We start from the raw sequence: 24,195 nt of genomic DNA on the forward strand, positions 1-24,195 counted from the left end.
TGTTCCAGGCAGGATGAGCTACCACCCCCCTCCCGTTCCGGCCCCTTTTCCTACCCCCACCACTGCCGCTTTTTCTTAATTAGCAGGTAGATGAAGAAGGGAGAACCCATCAGGGCGGTGATAATCCCTACCGGAATTTCCGCCGGCGCAATGATGGTCCGCGCCAGGGTATCGGCCAGAAGCAGGAGCACCGCTCCCATTAGACAGGAGCAGGGGATCAAAAACCGGTTGTCGCTGCCCACAAGCATCCGGCAGATGTGCGGCCCCACCAGGCAGACAAACCCGATAATGCCGGTGAAGGCCACCGTAGCTGCAGCAGCAAGGGTAGCCAGAGTCAGGGTATAAACCCTCAGGCGCCCCACTTTGATCCCCAGGCTGGCCGCCACCTCCTCCCCGGCCCCCAGGACGTTGAGATCCCAGGCGTACAGGAGCAGCCCGGCCATACAGAACAGCACCACCGGAGTAAGCAGCATCACCGTCTGCCAGTCCGCCCCCCAGAAGCCGCCCATCAGCCAGACCACCAGTTCTTTTAAGGCTTCGTTATTGGAAATGTATTTCAAGAGGGATACACCCGCCTGAAAGAGGTAACCAACGGCTACTCCGCCCAGAACCAGCGTCTCGGGCGCCATCCCCTTGAACCGGGCCAGGGAGAAAGCCAGGAGTGTGGTCAACCCCCCGAAGATGAAGGCGTTGGTAACGATGAGCCAGCGCGATACGTCGAGGTAGTTCCCGCCCACCAGGCCAGTCCCCAGCACGATGGCCAGGGCCGCCCCAAAGGCCGCACCGCTGGAAAGCCCCATCGTGTAGGGCGAGACCAGGGGGTTGCGCAGCACCCCCTGCATCACCGCCCCGGCCCCGGCCAGGCTCATCCCGGTGATGGTGGCCAGCAGAATGCGGGGGAGGCGGATCTCCCAGACCACCGTCTCTGCCAGATCATTTTCCAGGATTACCGGTACACCCAGATGGGAAAGAATTACCCGCCAGACGTCCGCCACACTTATCCCGGCGGCTCCCACCGCGGTAGCCACCAGGGCAGTAGCACCGGTTAAGCCGAGCAAAACACCGACCAGGAGGATTTTCCGGCCGATGTGGCGGGAATATGCCGTTTTAATAGCACTTATATCTGCCCCCGGACCAGGGCCGCCTACTTCGACGGGTAAACCCATACGCCTTTAAGCTCCTCCCCGTAGAACTTTTTGAGCATCTCCCGGTGCACCGCCTCCGGGTTCACGTCACGGAAGAGTTCAGGGTGCAGCCATTTGGAAAGGTAGTATGCGCCAACTATACTTCCTGGTCCATGGCTTATCTCGCTGGAAATCAAGTAGACCCGCTTCTGCTTAACCGCACTCGTATTTTTTAGGGCAGGTCGAGACATTAATCTTTGCTGTAATTTTTTTAATTCATTAGACGTTTTAGCCTCAAAACCAATACCACTTGTTGTTACTCCCGCAAAACCAGGACTGACAGATTTAATTATTACTTGCGGGTTTCTCGCAGCCACCCATTCTGGTGTTACTATTGGGTTGGCTAAGCGTCGTTCGGATGCTATACTTATACCTCCGGCCCACTTGATGAGTGGATAGGCACCATGACCAGGACCAGCACTCCTCCAGTCACTTGTTGAATCTTCCCAATAGACCTTAACTTTCTGATTTGACTTTAAGTTTTTAGTCCGCTCCTGAACTATACGCCAGTGCTTTTTTATGTAAGCCGCATAAGCATTGGCCCGCTCTCGACAATTGAAAATCAAACCGAGAGTCTGGATCTCTTCAAGAAGAAAATCGGCCTTATAACCGTATACTCTCATAACAGGAATACCAGCCCGCGTGAGTTTATTTCTAAGCTCAGGTTTTAAATTCCATTCCAACACCAGATCAGGTTTCAAGGATACAATCTTTTCTATATTCGGAGTACCTGCACTTCCAACTGAGGGTAAATTTAAAACGTACTTTAGCCAGCCGCGCGACTCCTTAATAGAATCGGTTACAGCCACCACCCGCTTCTCTTGTCCTAAAGCCTTGAGAATTTCTGCCTGATAAGTTCCCAGAACCACCACCCGCCGGGGAGGACAGGGCACCCGGACCGCGCGCTTTTCAATCTCTCCTTGGGGAGTAACGAAATATTCCGTAACCGTAATTCTCTTCTGCTGTGCAGCCACTGCAGGCCAAACTGCGGCTGCCAGCAGGACCGCCGCCAATACCGCCGCTCCCAGGACCAACCAGTACCGCCGCAAAACAAAACCACCTCCGGCAAAATATTTCAATATGACTCCAGCTTCGCTTTGATCTCCCGCATCTTGGCGCCCCAGTCGGCCACCTCCTCGGCGGTGAGGATGTCGATGGCGCCGCCCTGGAAGTCGCCCTTGATGTCGCCCATTCTCTCCTCCAGCCAGCCTTCGATCTCCAGGTAGTGTTCTTTCAATCCTTCCAGCACTTCGGGGTCGGCATTCCACAGGCCCCGCTGGTGGGCCTCCAGCAACCGGCGGGCAATTTCTTCCAGCGCCCAGGGGTTGTGTTCTTCAAAGAAACGGCGGTTTTCTTCGTCCAGGATAAAGGTCCTGGTGATGTCGTCGAAGATCCAGTCGTCCACTTCCTGCGTGGTGGCTTCCCAGCCGTAGACCCGGCCAATACGTTTGGAAATGTCCCCGGCGCCTTTATAACCGTGCCGCTTCTGCCCCTCGATCCACTTCGGGTTCAAAAGCTTCGTCCGCACCACCCGCCGGATCTCATCGGCCAGGGTGCGTACTTCCACATGCTCCGGTTCCCTGGTATCGCCGTAGTAGGTCCTCACCTCTTTGCCGGAGGCCACCCGGGCGGCGGCAGTCATCCCGCCATGGGTGCCGAAGTAGCAGCAGCAACCAAAGAGGTCGTACTCGTCGGTAACCACCTTGTTGTAGGTTACATCCACCGTCTTCAGGCTGGCCTGCAACTGGCGGAAGGCCTCCTTGCCGAAAACACCCTTGCCGTAGGCGTAGCCGTTCCAGTAGATAAAGATATCGGCCAGGTCCTTCTCTTCTTTCCAGGCCGAGGCGTAAACGGCCAGGTTTACCCCGGCCATGTAAGTGCCGGGCTTCGAGGCAAAGATGCGTAAAGTGGCGTCCCGCCAGGCCTGCGGGTCGTTCTGCCCGTCCAGCCGGGCCAGGGTGTGCTTGCGGACGTAGTTCTGCTCCGGCGGCTCGTCCAGGGCGGCCACGGTCTGAATGGCCTCATCTAAAAGCTCCACGCAGTTGGGGAAGTTGTCCCGGGTAATGCCGGATACCCGCACGGTCAGGTCAATGCGGGGGCGTCCCAGTTCTTCCAGCGGGATTACTTCGATACCCGCCACCCGACCGTTGGGCAGCCACCGGGGCCTCACACCCAAAAGGTAGAACATCTGCCCCAGACCTTCGCCGTCGGCCCACATGATGTCGTTGCACATCCAGTAAAGGGCAATGTTTTCCGGATAGCGGCCTTCTTCCGCCAGGTGTTTTTCCAGAATTTTTTCCGCCAGGCGCCTTCCCACTTCCCAGGCCGCCCGGGTGGGCACCCGGTGGGGATCCAGGGAATAAAAGTTGCGGCCAGTAGGCAGTATATCGTCCCTGCCGCGGGTGATCAGCCCGGAGGGCCCGGCGGGGATGTATTTCCCGTCAAAACCGGCCAGCAGCGATTCGATCTCCTTAGAACCTTCAATACGCTCGTTCAAATCCAGCACCCGTGGTAAAAGGGCGTTTACTTCCGGCAAAGCCTCGGGGCAGATAAACTTATCCCCCAGGACCTCTTGAGCAAAACCCGGATCCACTTCCTGTCCCTTTAAGAACCTGCCAATAAAAGCTTTAGCCGCAGCATCAATTTCTTCCAGGAGGGCACCATAGGACTTGCCGTAGCGAGTCGAGAACCTTCCCTGGTCGGCCAAAAGCCCGGCCAGATCCAGATTCATGAGGCCGGCCACGGCCCGGCGCAAAGAGACCTTTTCCCCGGCGTCAAAGCGCAGGATGGAGTTGATGAATTCCACCCGCCGCTCTCCTTCCGGTATCTCGCCAAAGATGTGCTGCCCGTCCTGGATCTGCGTGTTGCGGATGGTGGAAAGCACGGCGTGGGCTTTTTCGGCAATGGCGGGAAAATTGTCATGGCCGCCTTCCACGGGAATCTGCTTGTCCAGGTTGGTCTTTTTGATTTCTTCAATAATTAAATGCTCCAGAGTATGGGCCCGGGCCGGGTCGGCCACCCTGGCCTTTTCGTATTCCTCCAGGTAGCGCTCCAGCTCCGCCAGTTCGTCGTAGAGACCACCCCCGGTCATCACCGTCTGCATGTGATCCACCAGGGTGGCATAGCTCCTCCTTTTGGCAATGGTGCCCTCCGGCGGGTTATCCGCGTTATAGATGTAAAGGTGAGGGAGGGATCCGATGGCTAAATCCGGGTAACACTCGCCGGAGAGACCCACACCCTTGCCGGGCAGAAATTCCAGGTTGCCGTGGGTGCCTACATGAACGATCACGTCCACGCCAAAGTCCCGCTCCAGGTAGCGGTAGGTGGCCAGGTACTGGTGCGGCGGCGGGATGTCCGGGTCGTGCAGGATTTTACAGACCTGCCCGTCGCAGCGGGCACCGGCACAGCCCCGCTTCGGCTGCACGCATACCACAGCGTTGCCATATTGAACTCCGGTAATGACGATTTTCCCCTCGTGGACCATGGCCGCGGGTACGCCGTTTTTGGCTTCTCCCGGCGGGGCACCCCAGGCTTCAGTAAGCCGTTCCTTCACCCGCAGGGATAAATGATCAAACCACTGCCGGTACTCTTCCACGGGCATGAGCTTTAACGCCCCGCCCTTGCTGATAATTTCATCGGTGGTAGTCCAGCGGAATTCCGAGATGGCCTTCCGGTTCATAATGGTGTCAATTAACTCTTTGCCGCTGGCAGGAACTTCCACGGAATAACCCGCTTCCTTCATCCGGCGCAATATCCTGGCCACGCTCTCCAGGGTGTCCAGGTTGGCCCCGCCGCCCACCGTGGCTTCCACCGAGGCACAGGGGTTGTTGTGCAGGATAAACGCCACTTTTCGCTCCTGCACCGGCTTCTGTGCCAGGGCAACCCACTTAGCCACCCGGTCCACCAAGTGCCGGCAGCGCTCCTCCACCGGAACGCGGATTTCCAGTTCCCCTTCCCGCCTGGCTCCGGCAATGAAAATCGGCTCGATGACCCCTTCAAACTCGGGAAGAGCTACACACCAGGCAATGTCCCGGTTTAAACCCTGGGGATCTTCTGCCCATTCCTCTACCGTGCGGTAAAAGGAGGTTACCGGCTGGAAGACAGGCACGCCCAGCCGCTTTAAAAGGCTGACTCCTGAAGAGGCCACGTCCTCACGCAGGAAGTCATCGGTTCTGGTGCGGGCTTCCAGAAAGAAGGAGAGCAGCTTGACCAGAGCGTTGATCCGGGACCGTCCCCCGGAGTCAAAGAAATATTCCCTGACCACTTCTCCGGAACCCCTGGTGCCCAGTTCGGCATCTTTCAGGGAATAGCAAAAAGCAGGAATTACCTTTAATCCTTTTTCTTCCATCAGGCGAATTAATAAATCCTCCACAGCCAGGTTGCCGTTTACCCAGTTGTTGCGGGCAAAGAGCAGGCCCACGGTGGGAGCGGAAGCGACCAATGATTGGGGCCAAGCGGCTTGACTGAGGTATGTCTCGTACCAGGACAGGTAATCTTCCACCGTAGCAAAACAACCAGAAGCGGCCGGGTGGTAAATACCCTCCCAGGGGAAGGTAAGCGGCTCGCTGTACTCCAGCCGTTCACCCAGAACTTCGACAGCCAGATACCGGAGCATGTGGGCAAAGTTTTCTTTGCCGCCCTGAACTATATATGTGTAGCATCTGGAAACCACATCCGGCCCCACTGTTGAAAGGACCCACAAAGCCGGATCATGGGCCACGCAAACCACGGGCCTGGCCAGTCGTTTTACCGTCTTTTCCAGTTCATCCCAGACAATTTCTGCCGCTGAACGGTAAAGGAAAATCAGGTCGGCCCGGGCCATGTCCTCGAGGGCTTCAGTGAGATCTTCCTTACCCTCATCTAAAAAGCGGGCCGAGTAAACCTTAACCTCCAGCTCGTCCCTGACCAGCTCTGCGGCCCGCCGCATAGTGGTGGTGTGGCTGTGCCACATCACGGCGGTAATTTTTTTCATGAAACCCCCCCTGTCCATAAAATAAAAAGCCACGAAGACAATAGCCCTCCTTCGTAAAGGAAAGTTCCGCCTTCGTGGCTTATTACTTAAATATTAAGTTTTAAAAGCGGTTATTATTTGAAAATGTCACAAGATGGCGACTCCGGTCGCCTTTAATAATACGGGTTTAGTTTCCCTCTATTTCTACTTAAGGTGGAAATATTCTACTCAAAGTGAAAAATTCCTCCTGGAATAAAAATTTTATTCAGGTATCTTTTCCCGCGGGATGAGGCAAACTTCAAGATAAAAATACTTTATGGAGGTTATGCACATGAGTTGTTCCAGCATCAAGCACCGTTTTGAAGAAGAAAGGCAAAGGGGTCTCTCTTTTGAACGGGCCATGGAAATGTACCGGGAACTGGAGGGCTCCCTGGCAGCTCACCGGCTGGAGCTGGAGGATTTGAAACGGACCAATGCCGATCCGGACCGCATCAGTCACCTGCAGGCACATATAAATGACGGCGAAAAACTGCTCAAGGAGATGAAACAGCTTCACCTGCATTAAGGAAGGGGGCCTTACAGGCCCTCCTCCTTACCTGACCCTCTTCACCACCATTACGCCAGCAACAAACAACACCGCCGCGTACCCCGCCAGCACTGCCAGGGATACGGGCAGAAGCCCGTCCCCGCGGGCCAGGGCACGTAAGGCATGGCTGGCGTGGGTTAAGGGCAGCACCTCTATTATATACGCTATGGCCCCGGGCAGGCGGTCGGGGGAAAAGAAGGTACCGCAGAGAAAGGACATGGGCAAAATAACAAAAGTAGCAAAGTTGGCCATATCCTCGTGGGAGTTGATGGTCATGGCCGCCACCACCCCCAGGGCGGCAAAGAGAAAACAGGTGAGGATGACCACCAGGAAAAACCACCCATTTATAGCAAGGTGGGCTCCAAACACAAAAGCCAGGACCAGAATGATCAGGGAAGCAACCAGCCCGCGCACGGTGCCCGCCAGCACTTTGCCCAGCACAAAAGCACCGGCGCTGATGGGAGCAATCAGGTATTCCTCTAAGGTTTTGTGGTACAGGCGGCTCATATTCAGGGAAACGCCCACGGCGTTAAAGCTGGTATTCATGGCCGAAAGGGCGATAATCCCGGGCACTACAAATTCCAGATAGTTGCCCCCATTCATTTGAATCCCCCGGCCCAGCCCCCAGCCAAAAGCCACCAGGTATAAAAGAGGGCTGACCAGCCTGGAAGCAAAGAATTTAACAAAGGTACGCCTGAAAACCACCATTTCCCGCCAGAATACGGTATAGAAATCGATCTCAATCACCCACCTTACGCCCGGTTAGCTCGACGAAAACATCTTCCAGGTTGGCTTCCCGGATTAAAACATTTCCATCCAGCTGGCCGGCATAGGCCAGGGCCCTATCACGGCTGGGAAAAAGTTTATAACCGGTGTCTTTGCCACCAAAGGATTCCACCACCACTTCCCCTACCTTTTGCTTTAATTCCCGGGGTGTCCCCAGGGCAATCAACCGGCCTTTATCCATAATGCCCACACGGTGGCAGAGAACTTCTGCTTCTTCAATGTAATGGGTGGTTAAAAGGACAGTCATGCCTTCACTGTTCATGCGCCGGATTAAGTCCCAGATCTTGCGGCGGGTCTGGGGGTCCAGACCCACGGTAGGTTCGTCTAAGAAAAGAACTTTTGGGTTGTGCATCAATGCCCGGGCAATCATCAACCGGCGCTTCATGCCTCCGGAAAATTTGTTCACCAGATCCCCAGCCCGCTCCCGGAGTTCCACGTAGTCCAGGAGTTCCTCGATTCTCTCCTGCCGGCGGGAAGCAGGAATCCTGTGCAGGCGCCCGTGCAGTTCCAGGTTTTCCCGGGCGGTCAACTCCTGGTCCAGGTTCATATGCTGGGGCACCACGCCGATTTCCTTTTTAACCCTGTCCAGATCCCGCATAACGTCATAGCCATTGATTAAAGCCGTGCCGCCGGTAGGTTTGGTGAGCATGGTCAGCATCCTTATAGTGGTAGTCTTACCGGCACCGTTGGGACCGAGCAGGGCGAAGATCTCCCCTTTCTCAATATGCAGGTCCAGGCCGGCTACAGCGATAATGTTTCCGTAATGTTTGGTCAGCTGGCGAAGCTCAATCACTCCTCCAAACCTCCAGCCCAATCCGAATTAGCGATGGCTGTGCCCGTGGGAATGTTCGTGAAAATGGCGGTCTTTTTGTCCACCCATGATCACCTGCAGTTTCTCCCGGTCGATACCCATTTCCTGGAAAGGCTTGCGACGCATGCGGTGGAGCAGGGCCAGGTTCACCGAACTGTGCACATCATCACGGATAACCTCCGTCCGGCCGGCCAGGGCGGCCATGGTTTTGGCCGCCTTCATCATCACCAGGTCGGCCCGGTGGCCGTCCACACCCATTTCAATGGCTATCTTTGCGATCAGATAAAGCATTTCCTCCGGGATTTCTACTTCCGGCAGCAGTTTTTTAGCCGCCACGATTTGCCGGCGTAACTTTTCTTCTTCCCCCTCCCACTGCCTGGTAAACCCTTCGGGATCTTCTTCAAAAGCAGCCCGGCGCCTGATCACCTCCACCCGCAGCTCCGGGTCCATAATACCGGTTATATGTACACAAAGGCCGAAACGGTCCAGCAACTGGGGCCGCAGTTCACCTTCCTCCGGATTCATGGTGCCCACCAGAATAAATTGTGCCGGGTGGGTGAAGGAAACCCCTTCCCGCTCCACAGTGTTTACTCCCATAGCTGCGGAATCAAGCAACACATCCACCACGTGATCGTCTAAAAGGTTTACCTCATCCACATAAAGAATACCCCGGTTGGCCTGGGCCAGAACACCCGGTTCGAAGTGCTTTTCTCCCTTTTTGATGGCCTGCTCAATGTCCAGCGTCCCCACCACCCGGTCTTCAGTGGCCGATACGGGCAGGTCCACCACCCGCATTTTTCGCCTGGCCCGGGGCAGCTCCTCGCCCGCGGCAAGGCGTTGCCGGCAGTCCATACACATGGTGGTGATATCATCGGGGTCACAGCTAAAGGGGCAGCCGGCAACCACATCAATCTCCGGTAATAATGCTGCCAGAGCCCGTACGGCGGTGGATTTGGCGGTACCCTTTTCACCCCGGATGAGAATACCGGAAAGCTTGGGGTTGACGGCGTTTAACAACAACCCCTTTTTCATCTCTTCCTGCCCGACGATGGCTGAAAAAGGGTAGATATATTTCATCTTCCCATCTCCTGTATTTAGAATTCTTAAATTATTTCCCGCACTGCCTGAACCAGAGTATCGGCCTTTAAATCGTCTATTTTGTAATATTCCGCCCCCAGGGCAAAAGCAAGCTCCCGGGCCAGGCCAAAGGTAATAAAACCATCCTTTTCTACATCGATGACTAAAGTTTTAATTCGCTCTTCTTCCCGGATCATCTCTGCTACCCGGCGGACCTCAGCCAAAGGCTTATCCTGCCCCATGCTGACATTCGCCCGCCCATCGGAGATAAGAATCAAAAGAGGCGATATGTTCGGGTCCTTGTACAGGTGGGCCCTGGCCACCTCATAAGCCTTGAGCAACCCGGCGGAAAGCGGGGTCTTCCCGCCGGTGGGCAGTTCTTCCAGCAGCTTATACCCCATCTCCACGCTACCGGTGGGCGGCAGCAAAACTTCTGCCGTATCCCCCTTAAAGGCCACCAGACCGATTTTATCCCGCTTCTGGTAAGCATCCATCAAAAGGGAGAGAATCGCACCCTTGGTTTCCACCATACGCTGCTGCGCCCCCATGGAACCGCTGGCATCAACGACGAAAAGCAAAAAGTTCCCGATGCGCTTTTCCCGCACTTTTTCCCGGATGTCTGCCGGTGTAAGCGCCACAGCCAGGCCATTCTTTTCTCGATAAACCTGATAGGGGGCCGCCGCCCTTATGGTGGCATCAAAGGCCAGGTCGTTGTTTTTGCGCTGCATGGTACTGCGCACATATCGCCCGGCCCGGGTGGCCGTCCTGGTGCGGGAACGGCGCCCGGAGCCTTTGCGCAACAGACGGTCCCGGTCATAAGTAATACGCCGGACCGGAAAGGGTTGCCCCACAGCAAAGACCACATCCTGCGCAACTGCGGGAGGAGCGGAAGCCTGATCCGGCTCATGATCCTGTGTGGACGACTCCTGGTCCCGCGATTCCTGTTGTTCTGCCAGCCGGCTATCTTCAAAAGACTCCCCGGCCGGGGCCTCTTCGCTTTGTTCCGGGTTTTGTTCCTGATGATCTTCCTCTTGCGGCGGTTCCGGTTCCTCTTGAGGCGGTTCCGGCTGCTCCTGAGGCGGTGGAGGAGCTTCCCTCGCCCGGTGTGGAAGAACCAGCTCTGCCGCTTCCAGGATGTCATTTTCGGTTACCTCTATCCGGCCGTCGAAGGCGGCAATAGTCCGGGCAGCAGCGGCCATGACAATATCGGCCCGGTGCCCGGCCGCCAGGGCTTCCATGCTCAAACGGGCAGCCAGGTGTAACAGATTCTCCGGGATGGTAACCCGGGAGAGCATAGCGCGGGCGGCAATGATTTTCTCCCTTAACCTTTGTTCTTCAGGCGCCCAGCAGGCCAGAAAACCCACTGGATCCGCATCAAAGGCCTCCCGGCGGCGGATGATTTCCACCCGCTGCTCCGGGTCGTCCACCCCCTCAATTTGCACACAAAGGCCGAAGCGGTCCAGCAGCTGGGGCCGCAGTTCTCCCTCCTCCGGGTTCATGGTGCCCACCAGGACAAACTCCGCCGGGTGGGTGTATGAGATGCCCTCCCTTTCCACCACATTCACGCCCATAGCCGCCGCATCTAAAAGGACATCCACAATATGATCATCCAGCAAGTTGACCTCATCTACGTAGATGATCCCCCGGTTGGCCCGGGCAAGCACCCCGGGCTCGAAACGGGGCCGGCCGTGCTTGATGGCGTATTCAAAGTCCAGGCTGCCCACCACCCGGTCCTCGGTGGCCGAAACAGGCAGATCAATGACCTGCACCCGGCGGCTGGTTCTTTCCAGCTTCCGGCCGGCCGCCAACCGTTCTCTACACCCGGGACAAAGGCAAGCAAGGTCATTGGGATCGCAGTTAAAGGGACACCCTACCACCACTTCAATCTCCGGCAACAGGGCAGCCAGTGCCCGCACGGCGGTGGACTTGGCCGTACCCTTTTGGCCGCGAATGATGATTCCACCCAGGCGGGGGTTAATCGCATTCAAGATCAACCCTTTTTTCATTTTTTCCTGGCCCACAATGGCCGTAAAGGGGTATGTTACCCGCTGAAAAACCGGCATTAATGGACCCCCCCATGTGAAGATAAACAGCGGCTTTAACCCTGTCCCGCGCACCTGGCGGCCATTACAGTCTTCACCCGTTCTACCAGAAAATCAATTAAATGGGGCAGCGGCTCGGCAACCACCCCCACTATCTCTACATTGGAGCGATTCAGGTGTAAAAGAATCTTTCTCGCCGGGCTCTTCGCCACCGCTTCGGCCATGGCGGGGGTAAATTCCCCCAGCATGCTGTGGGGCATCAATAAGGAAATGGTTCCCACAATAATGTCCACCTTATCCGCATTGTAAATAACGGCATTTTCGCCGCTGGCCGCATCGTTGGCCCCTGCCTTAAGCATCAAAGCCGCCGCCATGGCGTTGGTACCCAGGGCGATGATTTCCACATCGTCCCTGGGCAGGGCCTTCCGCAACTTTTCCACGATGACCCGCCCGATGCCCCCGCCCTGCCCGTCAATTACCGCAATACGCATAACTTTTTGTTCCTCCGGCTTAAAAAAGAAATGGGCGGCATGTGGGGGTGACCGCTCCCCACATGCCAGGACGAAAGGAGGTGGGCATACAGGGTTGACCAGACCACTGTATACCCTTCAGGAAGGGGCCAGACCTGTTTACCGGGGATCCCGTCCGGTAAACAGGTACAGGGTTAAAGCTAACGCCAAGGTTTAGCTTGGAACCCCCCAGGTCAATTGCGGCTGACGCCGCACCGCCTGCCCGGGGCAGGCAAAAATAAGAAAACCATGAAAGCCTGCCCTCCTCCCTGGAGGGAAACAGCACCTTCATGGTTGCCTGTACTCTAAACTTTGAATTCAATTGCCGAATAGTGATCCTTACATAGTCCCTGAAGCCAGGCGGCTTCTGCCGCCCATTAATTACATAAAAATTGTTCGCCATTAAATTCAAAGTTCCTGCTGCCCCTACAAATTTTTTCTCCCCTGTTTTGCTCCCCTCCTTTTCAGGGTAAAAATCAAAGCCAGGCCGGCAATGGCGGCTCCTGCCCCGGTGAACAGCAATAAGGGAGTATTCCATGTTCCGGTCCCCTCTAATTTCAGCAACAAAATCTCACTCCCGGCACCTTTTTCCATCCCCTTTCTCCCCGCCACAACATACCCGCCGTCTTTTGACTGCTGGATGCTGTAGCCGCTGTTGCATCCGGCGCCGGCGATGGTCTTCTCCCAGACAGGATCGCCGTTTTTGTCTGCTTTCACCACCCAGGTATCGTAGCCGCCCCTGGCGGATTCTTTTTTACCCGCCAGGATATACCCGCCATCCCCGGTCCTGCGGACGGCATAAGCTGAACCGGCACTCTGGCCCCCGTACGTCTTTTCCCAGAGCAAATTTCCATCAGGGTCAACCCCGGCCAGGTAAGGCGCCAGAATCCCGCCCTGCCCGCCGGTAATCTCCTTCTCGCCGGCAATCACATAGCCACCACCTGTGGAGGGAGCCAGGGACCAGCCGTAATCCGACCCCCTGCCGCCGTATGTCTTCTGCCAGATCAGCCGTCCATTTCTGTCCGTTCGCAGGAGGTATACGTCGGGATTTCCGTTACCAAAGGATTCAGCATTACCTGCAATGAGATAACCGCCGTCATCCATCTCCAGCACGGCATAACCGCAATCGGAACCCTTACCGCCGTATGTTTTTTCCCAGAGCTTCTTACCGGAAGAATCCAGCTTGATCAGGTAGACGTCATATATGCCCGCGCCAAAGGACTCCGTACCCCCGGCCAGGATGAAGCCACCGTCTTTTGTCTGCTGCACGGACCAGGCATAGTCGCAATACCGGCCGCCGAAGTTACGTTCCCACAAGGGCTCGCCCTTTTCATCCGTCCGCACCACATAAACATCGTGGTCATAGCCGTTTCTGGATTTTGTATCCCCAACAATGATAAAACCGCCGCCGCGGACTTCTTGGACACAGTAACCGCAGCTGTAGCCATTGCCCTTGAATACTTTCTGCCACAGCCTGTTCCCTTTACGGTCCATCCGGGCAAGGAAAACGTCAGAACCCCCTTCCCCGGACTCGATCCAGCCGGTGCAGACATATCCTCCGTCCCCTGTCCGGGCCACACAGCGGGCCTCACCCTTACCCGGGGAAAAGGCCCACTCTACCGCCGGAGCCCGCCCGGGAGCTGCTTCTACCTGCCCGGGAAAAATTAATCCTGCAGCGGCCAGGCAAAAGGGCAGTAAGAACAGGAAAAACAAAAACGGCCTTCTCATAAACAAAGCATTCTGCCCTCCTTCTCTAAAATATGTTAATATATGGCAAATCCGTTATAACAAGGATGCACTGTCCGGAGCAAATGACGCAGGCACACGCCGGTAACAGCACCCGGCAACCCAGCACTCACCGGCAAAGATGCTCATTCTAAGCCTGCTATGGCAAGATAGTAAGTGCAGGCCTTTCCAGTATAGCTTTTTCAGTGAGTGCTGGGCGGCTCAGCTCTCAAGGATGTATGCGGATTCTTCTCCTTATCATCTTTCCAGATAATGTATGTTCATCTTCTTATGGAAATATTGCAGAATCTTCAAGGTCTGGTGCCCCAGGGCGGCACAGAAGAAAAGATTGCCGGCAGCCCGCAGGGAATCGAAGCTAAAACCCGCCGCCCAGGTGAGAAAATAGGTCTGCCAGGTCAGGGGGCGCATAAAGACGGTCCACTGCCAGACATCCATGATGGCCCCGTAAAGGTAGCCCCAGAGGAAGCAGACTGCGGTCAGGGTTCTGTTTCCCGCCTGTGGGAGCAGGGCTTTGACCACCGCTCCGGAAACACCCACCAGCCCCCAGCAGAGCATCTGCCAGGGCGTCCAGGATCCCTGCCCCATAAAGAAGTTGGAAATCAAAGGGGTCATGGCCCCTGTAAAGAAGCCGACCCGCGCACCATAGACAAATCCCGTTATCTCCACCAGAAACATGGTGGGCTGCAGAAATAAAAGACCCACTCCCGTCACCGACCGGCCGGCCGCACAGAGGGCGGCCAGCACGGCAATAACCGATACCTGCCGGGAGTCCAGCGCTCCTTTTTTCTCCATGGCGGACAAAAGCAATAAAACGGCAAGAATGCCGGTCAATGTGGTGTACAGCCCCCAGCTCGTCCCCATATGGCCTTCTCTCCCGTGCTTTTGATTAAGACGGCCGGTTTAGCGGCCAGAAGCGGCCCAAGCTGTTCCTGCGCTTCGGCAAAGGTGAGCACTCCATCGCAAATGCCCCGGCACAACTTGCTGATCTGCGGAGAATAAAATACAGATCTTCCCAACACCGCGTGCTTTTCCCCGTCGGCGACAATCCTTCCCGCAAACATCATCACCACTCTTCCGGCAAACTCGGCCGCAAACTCCACATCGTGGGTCACCACGATTACCGTTTTGCCCTTTGCGGCCTCCTCCTGCAGAAAATGTCCCAGTTCCGACTTTAAACCCAAATCAACCCCCCTGGTGGGTTCATCTAAAATGATCAAACCGGGGCCGGTAACCAGAACGGAAGCTAAAGCCACCCTCTGCCTTTCCCCGCTGCTCAGGTCCCGGGGATTTCGCCGGCGGTAGGGCTCCAGCTGCAGCCTGTGCAGGATCTCATCCACCTGCCCCCGGTCTTTTAAGCCGAAATTACGCATGGTGAAAAGCAGCTCATCTTCCACCGTCTCCTGGAAGAGATAGTCGTTAGGGTTCTGGGATAAGTAGGCGGTAAACTTTCTGATCTCTTTAAAACCATTCCGGCCCACCTCTTTTCCCTGCACATAAACCCTGCCCCGGCCCGGCCTGAGCAAACCCACCATGATCTTGAGCAGGGTCGATTTACCGGCGCCGTTTTCCCCCAGGATGGCCACAAATTCCCCTTCTTTTATATCAAGACTGATATCTTTTAAAACCTCCTGACCGCCCGGATAACCAAACCATACATTTTTCAAGCTGATAATGCTATTTTTCTCAGCTCTTTTTATATTAGAATTATGGTTACGGCGGGGAACATCTGGTTTCGTAACGGCTATATTTCCTTTTAGGTAAGACTGTAAGAGTTCCCGGCCTTCCTTTACCGTAACGGGTACAACCGGCGAGTTGAGGCAGGCAAAAAACCTGGCCACAGGCGGCACAAAAGGAAGTCCCCTTCTGACTGCTTCCCGGGCTCCCTCGGCGGCACTGCCGTGGCAGATAATTTCGCCCCCGGCCATGAGCAGCACCCGGTCTGCTAAATGAAAACATCTTTCCAGCCTCTGCTCAACCATGATTACCGTAAAGCCCATTTCTTCATTAAGCCTTTTCACCACATTCAGGATTTCTTCCGCCGAGACGGGATCCAGCTGGGAGGTGGGTTCGTCAAGAATAAGCACACGGGGCTGCATGGCCAGCACGGAAGCCAGCGCCAGCTTCTGTTTCTGGCCGCCGGAGAGACTGGCTGTAAAGGCCTGCTGAACCGGGGATAGATTCATGAAACTGACCACTTCGGCAACCCGGCGCGACATCTCGTCAGGTGGTAACCCCAGGTTTTCCAGGCCAAAGGCTATTTCCGCCTCCACACAGCTCTGTACAATTTGCTTTTCCGGATCCTGAAAGACCATGCCCACTTCCCGGGCCAGTTTGCGGCGGTCCAGCGTCCGGATCTCTCTACCCCTGAAGAAAACCTTGCCCCCGATACGCCCCCCGTAAAAGTCGGGTATCAGGCCCGCCAGCACCCTGGCCAGGGTGGATTTGCCCGAACCGGAACCGCCTGTAACAAGGAGAAACTCTCCTTCCCGGATTTCCAGGCTGATATTTTTCAGGGCGGGTTTTTCCGTTCCGGGATAGTAATAGGTCAGATTTTCGACTTTAAAAAGCGGCAATGCTTCCACCCCTTGCTCAGGATAAGCGGTACTGACAGGTAAAATAACACAATGAAAAGGACCGCCAGAGTCGTGCCGTCTTTAATAAGAAAGTCCGCCTCCGGGTAAAAGCTGTACCGGCCGTAGCCGTAACGCAACCCCCATACTGCCGCCGACAGGGCCAGCAGGCTGCCGCCGAGACAGAAGAGATCCCGGGGCCTGAGGATATTCCGGCTGTACACGGAACGCCTGCCGCTGCCAAAGGCCCTGGCCTGCATGGACTCGGCAATCTCCATGGCGTCCTCCAGGGAGGATAAAAGCAGCACGTTATATAAACCGGAGTATTTCTTTGCCCGCTGCCACAGGCTGCCCGTGTCAAAGTCGACGCCCCGCAGCTGCTGCACTTCCCTGATCCTCTGCAGGTCCCTGACCATGGTGGGAAACAGCCGCGTGGCCAGGGTAATCACCAGGACTGATTTACCGGCCACTCTGGAAAAAAGATTCAACACCCTGTCCGGGTTGATCATCAGGTTATACAGGCAAAAAATGCTGATGATGACCAGAAGCCTCAGGCTGGAAGCGGCGCCGAAATAGATTGCCTCCATGGATATGTCCAGCTTCCCCAGAAAGGGAACTGCCGGACCGTGCCAGATGATGGTTTTGCCGGCCCGGATCACCAGGGGGTTGACCATCATCACCACCAGCATTAAAAAGACCCCTGCTTTTAAAAATCCCTCCCAGGCATCCAGGCCGTCCACTTCCCTGATCAGGAGGGCAAGCAGGAGAAAGAGCGCCAGCAGATACAGGGGATGATCGTAGATCAGGCTCAGGATGAGGAGCACCAGAAGATAAACCAGGACCGTGGCCGGGTGAAAGCTCTGCAGGAAAAGCCCCTTTTCCCGGTAAAAAAGCCTGTTGAACATCCCGGCACCCCTTTACTTTTTGCTTACCAGGTCTTCCCACCGGGGAGGTGGCTGGTCCATGCTCCTGCTGTACCACCAGATTACTTTGTCCCCCGTTTTTACCGGGTGCTTGCTGGCCATGTGCATGGGCACCTCGCCGTTTACCGAATACATCCACCCGGCCATACCGCTGCAGGCCTGGCCGCCAATGGAATCCACAAAATCGGGCCAGGCCGGTTTCATGGCGTAGGGAAGACCGGTGGCCTCCAGGGCGCCCAGGGCGGTGACCCCCCACCTGCTGTCCGTTTCAACAGTAACCTGCGCCGGTCTGAAAAGGAACTCATCATTTTTCCCGATGACGGCCACCCAGACCCTGCATCCGGCTTGATCTTCCGGTGCAGCAGAAGCATTTTTAGCCGGCTCACCAGAAGAAGCACTTTCATCCGGCCCGCCAGAAGCCGTACTCTGCCGGGAAGCAGCGGCAGATTGCTTGCTCTGGCCGCCGCCCGCCGCCCCGGCTTTTTCTCTGGCCGCAGGTGACGGGCTTGGTGTTGATTCGCCGGAAGAACGGGTTGTACTTATTCCGGCAGAAGGTTGACCGGAACCGGCGGCGGGCTGGCTCTGCGCAGGAGCATTTTCCTGTTCGGTTGCACTGCAGTTAGTTGTCTGGCTGCCGGTTACCTGGCTGCTATAAGCCTGCCGGTATTGCTGCTGGGAACTGAAAACTTTGTGCATGTAAAGGGCTGGGCCCAGCACCCCGGCCAGGATCGCCAGCAGACCAATAAGATAAATGAGTTTGCGCTTCATGGAATCACCCCATGGTAAATATTCAGTGAACCCGGTTGGATGCGGCGCTGTCCCCGCTCACTCCAGTGCTCCGCGCCGACAGCACCGCATCTTTCTCATTAACGGTTTTTTTGAATATTTACATTGTCCCCGGTCCGACCGGCTTACTCGCCCTCACTCCCATAGCCACATGGAAGTATCACTTCTTATCAGCAGCAGCCGGCTGTAACTTTTGCCACACCCGGCACAACACTACAGTGGCCTCTGCCCGGGTGGTATGGCCTGCTGGTACAAACTGGGTCACTGTCCGGCCCTTCATTATTCCCTCCCGTATCACCAGGGCTACAGAGTTGCGCGCCCAGGGAGAAATAGAGGCAGCATCTTCAAAGCCGGCCAGTATTCTGGCCGCACCGGCCTCACCAATACCCATATCCTGTCCTTCCCGGGCCATGAGCCGCGCCATCATGACCGCCATTTGCTGCCGGGTAATGGGTTCATTGGGTGCAAAACTGTGTTCGCCGGTTCCCCGCACCAAGCCTGCTTTCGCCGCCGCACCCACCATGCCGCAGTACCAGGCGTCTTGCGGCACGTCATTGAAGCGCTCTGCCCCGTCCGGATCGGCCGTCAGGCCGGCCATACGGGCCAGGATGGCGGCAAATTCAGCCCGGGTGACGGTAGCTTCCGGTGCAAATTTGTTTTCGCCGACACCGGTTACGAACCCTTTTGTGGTCATGAACTCGATCTCCTTCTGCGCCCAGTGCCCGGCAATGTCGGCAAAGGTTATTAATTCAGGCGGGGCGGTGGTTTCCATCAAGGCGTACTTGCTGAAATGATCGGCTTTAAAAGTCAGGCCACCTGCCGCCGGGTCATAGGTTCCGCCCACTTCGTCCCAGGTCTTTTCGCTTTCATCATAGCGGTATACCTTCACCCGGCCGGTCGCCGCCGCTTCCCTGGCTTCAGCGGGTACCGGCAGCAGCACCCGGCAGCCGGGAAGCTGTGCGATCTTCTGCACCGTGCCGTCTTTCTTCACCGCCAGCACGTCCAGTTCGTAGACATCGCCCACCAGCTTCAGTTCGCCGGCAACAGGCCTGGCCAGATCCTGGGCTTCGGTGCTGCTCAACTTCTGGGCTTTAACCTGCAACTGCGCCGCATCGGCAACCTTCAACTCCGGGACTTTCAGGCTGTCCACGGAGAGCACAAACTGTACGCCGGAAACGGTAACGGCCAGGGGTTTGTTGACATCAACTATCTTAGCCAGTTGATCCACCCTCAGGGCCAGAACAGTTTGATTATCTTCTGCCTGCAGAACGACCCGGCCGGCAGAACCGGCATCCTTGATGGCCGCATTTAAGGTGGAATCGCTCACCGGAGCGGGTAGATTGCCTGTTTGACTGTACCCGGTGGAAGCCTGCTTGACCAGGTCTTCCCATTTGGGGGGCTGCTGGTCCATGCTCTTACTGTAGTACCAGATGATCTTGTCGCCCTCTTTAATGTTGTACTTTTCGGGACCATAGGAGGGAACCTGCCCGTTCACCGTATACATCCAGCCGGCCATCCCGCTGTTGGCCTGCCCGGCAATTTCATCTACCAGAATCCCCCAGGACCACGTGGAGGTATGGTAGGGAACGCCCGAGGCATCCAGGGCGCCCAGGGCGGTGAGGCCCCATTTGTTTTCTTTCGGTACCATTACGTAGGAGGGGCTGTAGAGCAGTTCTCCGTTCATGCCCACTACGGCCATCCCTACCGTCACTGCGGCAGCGGTCCCGCCGCCTCCAGCCGCAGATTTCACGGTCAGGGCGGCCGAAGCCGTAAGCCCGTTGTAAACGGCCTTCACCACCGTCTGGCCGGCGTTTTTCGCCGTAACCAAGCCACTGCCATCGACGCTGGCGATGCTGCTGTCGGCCACGGACCAGATGGCCCACTGCGTTACGTCAGACTGGCCGCAGGCGTCCTGCCAGACGGCCCGGAATTGTTGCTGGGCGCCTATATTCAAAGTGTTGCTTGAAGGGTCAAGGTAAAAACGCCAGACGGTAGGCTGTATGCCCAGTGAATTACAGGCACTGAGTACCCAGATGGCATCCATGGCGTTCTTTGAGGTGCCGAAACTACCATCCGGATTGAGGACATTATTCATCAGATAATCAACGGCCGTTTTTCCGTCACCGGTCTTCCAATCAGCCGGATCCCTTCCCAGCGCCTTTAAGGTCACAACCACTTCAGCGGTGTCAATGGCCGGGTCGTCCCAGCCGGCCACAAAACTGCCGTCGGCCTTTTGCTGGTTCCTCATCCAGTTAAGGCCGTTATTAATGGCCGCCTGCACCCTGGCATCCTGCCCGCCGGGATCGAGATAATGCAGAGCCCTTACCGCCTGGGCCGTGGCCATGAAGTCGGCAAAATAATTTGTGTTGCCCTTGTCATCCGTCCAGCTCCCGCCCCAGGCACCGTATACCTCTGCGGGCACAGTAGACTGGGTAAGTTGATTGCTTAAAATGTAATCCCTGGTATAAGCAGCGTTTACAACGCTCAGCTTACCCGCCCGGCCCAGCAGGTCAAAGGCCGGCAGGTTGCTGAAAAGGCTGTAAGCTCCCGTATCAAAGCCGTTCTCCGTCTGCCTGTTTTTCAAGATCTCCACAAGCTGATCGGCCAGATCGCTTCGCCCCAGCGCCTGCACGGCCAGAAGGTCCTGGGCCAGGATCTTGGCCGGAACCTTATCCGGCTGTGAAATATCGTTGTAGACAGCGTTTGTAACCGCATCCTCAAGATTTTCACCGTTATACACCCAGGAAGCAACATCAACACCGGCCTGTTTTAAGACATAAAGAGCATAGGAGCCGACCCCATACTCCGAATTATTGATTCCCTTCTGGATGTATTCATTGTACAGAAACTGCACGGCATTGTTGGCCGGTGAGGCCGGCGTCCCACTGGCCCCGGCATTTACCGCCGGTGTCAGCATGGTTACGGCCATGACTAAAACCAGTAACAAACTCAGCTTTTTAATCGTCCTTTTATGATTATACAATGTCCTGACCCCCTTACGACGTTTCTCACGCCGAGCCTTGTAAAATTCCAGCATGGCAGCTTGTCTCCCGCAGGAACAAACGCCTTCTTTTGCCTTTCAGGGCCTTTTCGGTACCCTCTTACAGCACATCAGCCAGGCGCAAAAGCATGGCGGCCGCCTCGGCCCTGGTGACCTTTTTCTCGGCCCGGAAAGTCCGGTCGGGATAACCACCGGCAACCCCCCTGGCGTAAGCCACCCCCACGGCCTCTTTTGCCCAGGCCGGTATTTGCTCCGCGTCGGCGAAATCCAGCCCTTTCGGCGCTACCTCCCCGCATTTCTTTTCAATAATCCGGGCCATAACGGCGGCCAGTTCGGCCCGGCTTACCGGTTCCTCCCCTTTAAAAATAAGGGTGCCGTCCGGTTGCGGGTAACCGGAGATGAGTCCCTCCCGCAGGGCCACGGCCACGGCTTCCCGGGCCCACTGGGGAAGACACCGGCTATCTTTAAACTTCCGGTCGAGCATAAGCAGGTCTTGCCTGGAAGCCCCCGCCGGCTTTAGCAGGCGCACCATCATGGAGGCTATTTCATAGCGGGTTACCTGCTCTTCGGGTTTAAAGGTGCCGTCTGGATAACCCGACGCAACCTGCATTTGAACCAGCCTGTTGATGGCCCCTTCCGCCCAGTGGCCTTTCAAATCCGTAAAACTGGCCACCATACCGGGTTGCGCTTGACGTCCGGATTCATCCTGCGGGCCGGGTTGTGGCTGTGTTGCCTGGTTCTTCGCCTTCCCTTCCAGCGCCAGGCACGCCCACAGCACCCAGGTGGCGTCCATGGCATTCCCCGACGTGCCGAAGCTCCCATCGGCGTTCAGTGCCTTACTCATCAGATAATCAACAGCGCTCTTTCCTGTGCCGCTTTTCCAGGCCGCCGGGTCCATACCCAGGGTTTTCAGGGTCACAATTACTTCCGCAGTATCGATCACCGGGTCGTCCATACCGGCCACAAAGCTGCCGTCTGCCTTCTGCTGTCTTTGCATCCAGGCCAGGCCGTTTTTTATGGCCTCCTGCACCTGGGGATCTTTCTTTTCCGGGTCCAGGCAGTGCAGCACCCTCACCGCCTGGGCCGTGGCCATGAAATCGGCGTAATATGCATTACCATCCAGTGACCCCCAGCTTCCGTACCGGGCATTTTGTTCCCCGACGTACTGTTTTTCCAGGATATAATTCCTGGCCAGGCCGGTGTTTATCTGATCCATTAACCCGGCCCTGCTTAAAAGATCAAAGGCAGGCATGTTGCTGTAGATGCTTAACGGCCCGATATCTTCAAATCCCTTGTCTGTCTGCCTGTTCTTCAAGACCTGCAGCAACCGGCCGGCCAGATCCTTTTCTCCCAGCGCCTGCATGGCCACCAGGTCCTGGGCAAGCTGCTTTGCCCGCACTTCACCTGCTTTATCCAGATCATCTCTGACCGCCTTCAGCACTGCCTCCCGGAAACTTACTCCCTGGCGTACCCAGGCACCGGCATCAACACCGGCCTGGCTTAGCACATAAAAGGCATACGAGCCCACACCCACCTCCGAGTTAATCAACCCGTTTTTTAAATAGTCATGATGCAGGAATTGCACTGCCTTATCCGCCAGGGGTGAAACTGCCGCTTCCACCCGGCCCGGCACCCCAAGCGGCACCAGCAGGCCGAGGAATAAACAGACCGTTGCAACCAGGGCTGTTAACCGCCCGGCAAAGTGATGGGTTTTCACCAAAAACTCCCCCCCTGTTTTTCTAATTTATTTAAACCAACCGGCTAATTTTAAAAAGTAGCCCGGCCTGACTTAAGGCCGGATATATATTTACTCCTGAAAGGAGAATGGGTTAACGAAAGGAAAAACGAGCCAAACTGCAACACAGGTACCGGCCGCACCTTACCGTGCAGGGCAGCACGGTAAGGTGCGGGACCGGAGAGCAGTTATGCCCTTACGGTAAAATAACCCTTGATAAAGAGGGCCAGCAGCCCTAAAGCGCCCAGGATGGCTACGAAGGAACGGCCTTGCGGGCGTGCTGAAACCTGCGCTTTTTTCTCTACTTCCAGCTCATAGGCCCTGCCCCCGGGTTTACCTCTGCCGATAAAAAATCCCCCATCTACATCAGATGGAGGATCCATTATCCGGCTCCAGCAGCCAGGACATGTTAAACCACCCCCTATCCGCGTAGGTAGGTCTGGTTCTGGGGAACAGGCAGGTCTCCTGGCTCGGGATCAATGGGTAACTCCACGTCTTCCCATCCAGCACTCACCGATGAACCGTAACATCCAATGGCACGCTTGACAAATAGTGAAAATATAGCTTAAGGTTTTACCAATATTACCGGTGAGTGCTGGACAGTGACCTTATGTGGAGTCCCTCCCCCTCACAGTGGCGGGACCGCGCCGGATTTGCACCGGCTTCCCTTTTCACTTTCACCCCTCAAGGTGAAAGCACCTGTTCCGCTATGCAGTTGTTTAAAGTGCACATGCAAACAAATAACTTAACCCCGGCCCACCAGGGAAAACCGGGGTTGATAAACAAAGGATGGTAATTTACCGGTAAAACGGCAGTTGATACCGGCACATGCCCCTGTTTCCTGGGAGGCTTCCCGTGCCGCGTACCCGGGCAGGTCTCCTGACTCATGGGTCATCGCCCGCTTTCCGCCTTCCCAGCCCGGCACCCAGCTTGCTTTTTACCTCCGATTCCTTCCAGCAGGAACCGGCTCCCTCCTCGCTGCATGCTGGACCAGTGGCCCAGTGGAAAGCTGCTACCCAAATACAGTGGCCCCACCGTCCAGGATTCTCACCTGGTTCCCTTTTACCCCTGCCTGCGGGCAGGAGAACCCGGGTACGACCGAACACTTATTTTCCAAAACAGCCGTTATTTATTCCACTTGCCTGAAATAATAACATATTTCTGACAAGTTGTCCATATATAATCTGATTCCCGATAGCGTCAAGTCACTGTAGGAAATAAATCGAAAAGGAGTTACGAGTGCCAACCGCCACATGGGCTTTAGGCTGATTTGATTGCACGTAAAATCTGAGCAAGACTAGTGGTCGGCCCTTTCAACGCTGGAATATTGCCCAACGTCTCAAACGGTGGCCGCTCCAGCAATTTCCGCTGCTGTTGTAGACTTGTTTGGCATACTTTGAGAACAGTTACCGGTTTCCCGAGTTGTTTAAGGTATTGCTCTTTTATGTTAATGCCGTTGGCTTTCAATACTCGAATTCGTGCCATCTG

18 protein-coding genes, 1 pseudogene and 2 riboswitches are annotated in these 24,195 nt (G+C 56.0%); of the genes and pseudogenes, 1 reads left to right on the forward strand and 18 read right to left on the reverse strand.

Features of this window, described 5'->3' with window-relative positions; genetic code table 11:
- Positions 1–50: 50 nt before the first annotated feature.
- The 3 genes from BUB44_RS09000 to cobN form a co-directional block, all read right to left on the reverse strand.
- Positions 51–1,166 carry a FecCD family ABC transporter permease gene (locus tag BUB44_RS09000; protein ID WP_073165375.1) on the reverse strand — a complete coding sequence of 372 codons (1,116 nt, stop codon included), beginning with the start codon at positions 1,164–1,166 and terminating at the stop codon, positions 51–53.
- Complete coding sequence (locus BUB44_RS09005; protein WP_242655923.1) at positions 1,145–2,197, reverse strand: ABC transporter substrate-binding protein; 1,053 nt, start codon at positions 2,195–2,197, stop codon at positions 1,145–1,147. Before BUB44_RS09005 ends, BUB44_RS09000 begins: the two co-directional genes overlap by 22 nt.
- 62 nt (positions 2,198–2,259) lie before the next feature.
- The gene (gene cobN / locus BUB44_RS09010) at positions 2,260–6,156 is read right to left on the reverse strand and encodes a cobaltochelatase subunit CobN (protein ID WP_073165434.1); all 3,897 of its coding nucleotides are present in this window, start codon (positions 6,154–6,156) and stop codon (positions 2,260–2,262) included.
- A 310-nt stretch (positions 6,157–6,466) separates the two neighbouring features.
- Between cobN and BUB44_RS09015 the strand changes: the two genes are divergently transcribed.
- The gene (locus BUB44_RS09015; RefSeq protein WP_073165381.1) at positions 6,467–6,700 is read left to right on the forward strand and encodes a hypothetical protein; all 234 of its coding nucleotides are present in this window, start codon (positions 6,467–6,469) and stop codon (positions 6,698–6,700) included.
- A gap of 27 nt (positions 6,701–6,727) precedes the next feature.
- On the opposite strand, the gene BUB44_RS09020 is transcribed toward BUB44_RS09015, so the two are convergent.
- The 15 genes and pseudogenes from BUB44_RS09020 to BUB44_RS15560 all read right to left on the reverse strand — a co-directional run.
- Positions 6,728–7,468 (reverse strand): ABC transporter permease, encoded by a 741-nt coding sequence (locus tag BUB44_RS09020; protein WP_073165383.1) that lies wholly within the window; start codon positions 7,466–7,468, stop codon positions 6,728–6,730.
- Positions 7,461–8,300, reverse strand: a complete 840-nt coding sequence (locus BUB44_RS09025) for an ABC transporter ATP-binding protein (RefSeq protein WP_073165386.1) — start codon at positions 8,298–8,300, stop codon at positions 7,461–7,463. The genes BUB44_RS09020 and BUB44_RS09025 overlap by 8 nt, the downstream gene beginning before the upstream one ends.
- Before the next feature lie 27 nt (positions 8,301–8,327).
- On the reverse strand, positions 8,328–9,395 hold the full coding sequence (locus BUB44_RS09030) for a magnesium chelatase ATPase subunit I (protein ID WP_073165389.1): 1,068 nt from the start codon (positions 9,393–9,395) through the stop codon (positions 8,328–8,330).
- Between the two features lie 26 nt (positions 9,396–9,421).
- Positions 9,422–11,458, reverse strand: coding sequence for a putative cobaltochelatase (locus BUB44_RS09035; protein ID WP_073165392.1), 2,037 nt, complete (start codon positions 11,456–11,458; stop codon positions 9,422–9,424).
- Positions 11,459–11,493: 35 nt separating this feature from the next.
- Complete coding sequence (locus BUB44_RS09040) at positions 11,494–11,928, reverse strand: DUF3842 family protein (RefSeq protein WP_073165396.1); 435 nt, start codon at positions 11,926–11,928, stop codon at positions 11,494–11,496.
- A 444-nt stretch (positions 11,929–12,372) separates the two neighbouring features.
- Positions 12,373–13,674: an outer membrane protein assembly factor BamB family protein gene (locus BUB44_RS09045; protein ID WP_131821612.1), complete on the reverse strand. Its 1,302-nt coding sequence runs from the start codon at positions 13,672–13,674 to the stop codon at positions 12,373–12,375.
- A 255-nt stretch (positions 13,675–13,929) separates the two neighbouring features.
- Positions 13,930–14,553 carry an ECF transporter S component gene (locus BUB44_RS09050; RefSeq protein ID WP_083543174.1) on the reverse strand — a complete coding sequence of 208 codons (624 nt, stop codon included), beginning with the start codon at positions 14,551–14,553 and terminating at the stop codon, positions 13,930–13,932.
- Positions 14,520–16,265, reverse strand: coding sequence for an ABC transporter ATP-binding protein (locus BUB44_RS09055; protein WP_073165405.1), 1,746 nt, complete (start codon positions 16,263–16,265; stop codon positions 14,520–14,522). The genes BUB44_RS09050 and BUB44_RS09055 overlap by 34 nt, the downstream gene beginning before the upstream one ends.
- The gene (locus tag BUB44_RS09060) at positions 16,238–17,167 is read right to left on the reverse strand and encodes an energy-coupling factor transporter transmembrane component T (protein ID WP_073165408.1); all 930 of its coding nucleotides are present in this window, start codon (positions 17,165–17,167) and stop codon (positions 16,238–16,240) included. The genes BUB44_RS09055 and BUB44_RS09060 overlap by 28 nt, the downstream gene beginning before the upstream one ends.
- 12 nt (positions 17,168–17,179) lie before the next feature.
- Positions 17,180–17,953: a DUF4430 domain-containing protein gene (locus BUB44_RS09065; RefSeq protein WP_073165412.1), complete on the reverse strand. Its 774-nt coding sequence runs from the start codon at positions 17,951–17,953 to the stop codon at positions 17,180–17,182.
- A 178-nt stretch (positions 17,954–18,131) separates the two neighbouring features.
- A complete protein-coding gene (locus BUB44_RS09070; RefSeq protein ID WP_073165415.1) occupies positions 18,132–20,954 on the reverse strand; it encodes an S-layer homology domain-containing protein in 2,823 nt (940 codons plus the stop codon).
- Positions 20,955–21,072: 118 nt separating this feature from the next.
- On the reverse strand, positions 21,073–22,689 hold the full coding sequence (locus tag BUB44_RS09075) for an S-layer homology domain-containing protein (RefSeq protein WP_131821613.1): 1,617 nt from the start codon (positions 22,687–22,689) through the stop codon (positions 21,073–21,075).
- A gap of 206 nt (positions 22,690–22,895) precedes the next feature.
- Complete coding sequence (locus BUB44_RS09080) at positions 22,896–23,090, reverse strand: hypothetical protein (RefSeq protein WP_073165421.1); 195 nt, start codon at positions 23,088–23,090, stop codon at positions 22,896–22,898.
- A gap of 55 nt (positions 23,091–23,145) precedes the next feature.
- Positions 23,146–23,425: riboswitch (cobalamin riboswitch) on the reverse strand.
- Positions 23,426–23,452: 27 nt separating this feature from the next.
- Entirely contained in the window at positions 23,453–23,602 is a 150-nt protein-coding gene (locus tag BUB44_RS15400) for a hypothetical protein (RefSeq protein WP_165611031.1), read from the reverse strand.
- Positions 23,560–23,814, reverse strand: a riboswitch (cobalamin riboswitch). It overlaps the preceding gene by 43 nt.
- Before the next feature lie 153 nt (positions 23,815–23,967).
- A pseudogene (locus BUB44_RS15560) lies at positions 23,968–24,195 on the reverse strand (hypothetical protein); the annotation flags it as partial.

The sequence above is a fragment of the Desulfofundulus australicus DSM 11792 genome (genome assembly GCF_900129285.1).
Taxonomy (GTDB): domain Bacteria; phylum Bacillota; class Desulfotomaculia; order Desulfotomaculales; family Desulfovirgulaceae; genus Desulfofundulus; species Desulfofundulus australicus.

Excerpts from the sequence above, each read along its gene's own strand:
- BUB44_RS09000 (WP_073165375.1), bottom strand. The coding sequence starts at position 1,166 with ATGGGTTTACCCGTCGAAGTAGGCGGCCCTGGTCCGGGGGCAGATATA.
- cobN (WP_073165434.1), bottom strand. The coding sequence starts at position 6,156 with ATGAAAAAAATTACCGCCGTGATGTGGCACAGCCACACCACCACTATG.
- BUB44_RS09015 (WP_073165381.1), top strand. The coding sequence starts at position 6,467 with ATGAGTTGTTCCAGCATCAAGCACCGTTTTGAAGAAGAAAGGCAAAGG.
- BUB44_RS09030 (WP_073165389.1), bottom strand. The coding sequence starts at position 9,395 with ATGAAATATATCTACCCTTTTTCAGCCATCGTCGGGCAGGAAGAGATG.
- BUB44_RS09035 (WP_073165392.1), bottom strand. The coding sequence starts at position 11,458 with ATGCCGGTTTTTCAGCGGGTAACATACCCCTTTACGGCCATTGTGGGC.
- BUB44_RS09040 (WP_073165396.1), bottom strand. The coding sequence starts at position 11,928 with ATGCGTATTGCGGTAATTGACGGGCAGGGCGGGGGCATCGGGCGGGTC.
- BUB44_RS09045 (WP_131821612.1), bottom strand. The coding sequence starts at position 13,674 with ATGAGAAGGCCGTTTTTGTTTTTCCTGTTCTTACTGCCCTTTTGCCTG.
- BUB44_RS09050 (WP_083543174.1), bottom strand. The coding sequence starts at position 14,553 with ATGGGGACGAGCTGGGGGCTGTACACCACATTGACCGGCATTCTTGCC.
- BUB44_RS09060 (WP_073165408.1), bottom strand. The coding sequence starts at position 17,167 with ATGTTCAACAGGCTTTTTTACCGGGAAAAGGGGCTTTTCCTGCAGAGC.
- BUB44_RS09065 (WP_073165412.1), bottom strand. The coding sequence starts at position 17,953 with ATGAAGCGCAAACTCATTTATCTTATTGGTCTGCTGGCGATCCTGGCC.
- BUB44_RS09080 (WP_073165421.1), bottom strand. The coding sequence starts at position 23,090 with ATGGATCCTCCATCTGATGTAGATGGGGGATTTTTTATCGGCAGAGGT.
- BUB44_RS15400 (WP_165611031.1), bottom strand. The coding sequence starts at position 23,602 with ATGACCCATGAGTCAGGAGACCTGCCCGGGTACGCGGCACGGGAAGCC.